The sequence below is a fragment of the Halomonas sp. PR-M31 genome (assembly GCF_001039575.1).
In the GTDB taxonomy this organism is placed as follows: Bacteria; Pseudomonadota; Gammaproteobacteria; order Pseudomonadales; family Halomonadaceae; genus Modicisalibacter.
The window spans coordinates 1-2655 of the sequence record NZ_JIBT01000100.1 but is presented as its reverse complement, the minus strand read 5'-3'; the positions used below and the strand labels follow the sequence as shown (position 1 = coordinate 2655).

The following is a 2655-nucleotide window of genomic DNA, read 5'->3' as shown; positions in this document are numbered from 1 at the left end:
CTTGAAATCGGTGAAAGGATGCATGTGATGGGCGCTGTCCAGACGCTGCAGCTCAGCGGTTGTCTGTTGGGTCATGATGGGCTCCTGGGGATGGACGACGCTTGATGGAAATTTGAGCGTTATTGTTTACTCAACATATACGTTCAACATTTGCCTGCCAACCCCTTTGGCGCAAGATCCTTTCAAACCAATTTATGCGGCTGATATAGAACAAAAAATAGTGGCCTACTACGAAAGGCGATAGCCAAAAGAGTAAAAAATATTTGACGACCGTAGCGCAAGCGGCCATTTTCGATCGACAGTATCAGCTTTTTCGTCCTTTATACGCACAGCGGGTAGGGAATTGCTGAATAAATTGCCGAGCGAAAGGAAGTACAAGGCGCACGGAACACAGAAGGCGAGACATAACATGAGGTTAGCGAACTTCGACCGGGCTGGCGCACCAGTACCGCGCAACGCAGTAATTCGTTCGTGTAGGCATTTGTGCAGTGATTCCTTAGCACACCAATAACAACATCAGGAGTAGGCACAGCTATGATTCTACGAAAGATGCCATGGTTAAAACACACAAGGCAGGCGCTATGCCTGCTGGCACTCTTATTGACGACCTTCCTTTGCCACGCAAATTCCGACGCCGCTCCCAGCTTTGAACCACCAGACGTCATCCTGCAAGGCGTGGCGTTCGACTTACCCATCATGAACATCGATGACGGTACCGACACCCGCTTGCGTCTGAAGGATGAAACTGTCGAGCTCACCCAGGACGAGGAAGGCCAATGGTTGGCCCAGGGAATCACCGTCGATCAGGACGTGGGTCAGGTGGAACTTCTCGGTGGCGACAATCAGGTGCTGGCGTCCACGGAGCTTTCCACCATTCCCGCCTGGCTGTCGCTTTTGCCTGCGCTGATCGCCATTACCCTGGCCCTGGTCTTTCGTCAGGTCATCCTGGCCCTGTTCGTCGGCATCCTGATGGGGGGCTGGATCTTGCACGGCATGGATGCAAAAGCGCTACTCGGCGCCTTCGGCGATTCCATCAACGTCCATGTGCTCGAGGCCGCCAGCGACACCTCCCATATGTCCATCGTGCTGTTCTGTCTGCTCATCGGCGGCATGGTGGGCATCATTTCCCGTAACGGCGGCACCCAGGGCATCGCCCAGCGTATCTCCCGGGTAATTCGCGGACGCCGTCAGGCGCAAACCTCCACCGCCCTGCTGGGAATGGCAATCTTCTTCGACGACTATGCCAATGCGCTGATCGTGGGCAACACCATGCGCACCATCACCGACAAGATGGCGGTATCCCGGGCCAAGCTGGCCTATATCATCGACAGCACTGCAGCGCCGGTTTCCACCATCGCTCTGATCAGTACCTGGATCGGCTTTCAGGTGGGCTTGATCAGTGAAGCCATGTCGAGCATCCAGGGCTGGAACGAGTCCGCCTACTCGGTGTTCGTCAACGCCTTGCCCTACAACGCCTACCCTATCCTGGCACTCGCCTTCGTGTTCATGGTCACCTGGAGCGGTCGCGATTTCGGCCCCATGCTCAAGGCGGAGCGCCGCATGTTGAGCGAGGGACTACAGCAGACCAAGCGCAGTAGCCGCGAAGCCATCGTTGAAGAGGCGGAAATCACTACCAAGACCGGCATTCCCATTCGCGCCTTCAATGCGGTCGTACCCATGCTGGTGCTGGCTGGCGTTACCCTGGGCGGCATTTATGCCACGGGGCTTGAAGCCTGGGGCCCGGTGAACATGCCCTGCGGGACATTTTCGGTGAAGGGGATTCTTTCAGCGCCATGATGTGGGGGTCGCTGGCCTCTTGCGTAGTGGCGGTCATCATGACCCTGGTACAGCGCCTGATGGGCATGACCGAAACCGGCCATTACTGGTTCGAGGGCGTCAAATCGATGCTGTTGCCCATCACCATCCTGATGATGGCCTGGGCCCTGGCCAACGTGAATGAAACCCTGCAGACCAGCGAATTCCTGGTGGCCGCCCTGGGGGAAACCTTGAGCCCTGCCTGGTTGCCTGCGGTCGTCTTCATTTTGGCGGCATTTACCGCCTTCGCCACCGGCTCTTCCTGGGGTGTCATGGGCATCATGATGCCATTGGTCGTGCCGCTTGCCTGGGCGGTACTGGACATGCAGGGAATGGCCGGCACCGCAGAGGGCATGCCGATCCTGTATGCCTCTGTAGCCTCGGTACTCGCCGGCGCGGTGTGGGGGGATCACTGCTCACCCTTGGCGGACACGACGCTGCTTTCCGCCTTGGCAAGTGGTTGCAACCTGGTGGAGCACGTCCGCACCCAGCTTCCTTATGCACTGCTCGTCGGCGTCGTCGCGCTGATTTTCAGCACCCTGAGCGTCGGTTACGGCATCAGCTGGTGGATCGGACTAGTGGTGGGTGCGGCGATACTGTTCGGCATTCTGATGACCGTTGGCAAGCGTGCCCAGCCTTTAAAGCCTGAGAAAGAGGCTGTGGTGGCAGAGGCGGCCGACTGATCCATTGACTCGACTGAGGTGAAAATCCCGCCGTTCAAATTGAACGGCGGGATTTTCTATTTGAAGCTCAATTTTTTTGGGGACTCTTTTTCAGGTGCGAACAGCCTGCTCGCATGCCTTGGCAAATCCTTTGAACAACGCCTCGTTTATCGGGTTT

Annotated in this window: 2 protein-coding genes; both read left to right on the top strand. The window is 56.9% G+C overall.

Going from position 1 to position 2655, the window contains the following annotated elements:
- Window positions 1-696: 696 nt before the first annotated feature.
- Window positions 697-1797, top strand: coding sequence for a Na+/H+ antiporter NhaC family protein (locus tag CH74_RS19125; RefSeq protein WP_053070831.1), 1101 nt, complete (start codon window positions 697-699; stop codon window positions 1795-1797).
- Window positions 1794-2498 carry a Na+/H+ antiporter NhaC family protein gene (locus tag CH74_RS19120; RefSeq protein WP_216594803.1) on the top strand — a complete coding sequence of 235 codons (705 nt, stop codon included), beginning with the start codon at window positions 1794-1796 and terminating at the stop codon, window positions 2496-2498. Before CH74_RS19125 ends, CH74_RS19120 begins: the two co-directional genes overlap by 4 nt.
- Window positions 2499-2655 lie beyond the last annotated feature (157 nt).

Bases quoted from the DNA above. Each gene is read 5' to 3' on its own strand.
- CH74_RS19125 (WP_053070831.1), top strand. From the start codon at position 697: ATGAACATCGATGACGGTACCGACACCCGCTTGCGTCTGAAGGATGAA.
- CH74_RS19120 (WP_216594803.1), top strand. From the start codon at position 1,794: ATGATGTGGGGGTCGCTGGCCTCTTGCGTAGTGGCGGTCATCATGACC.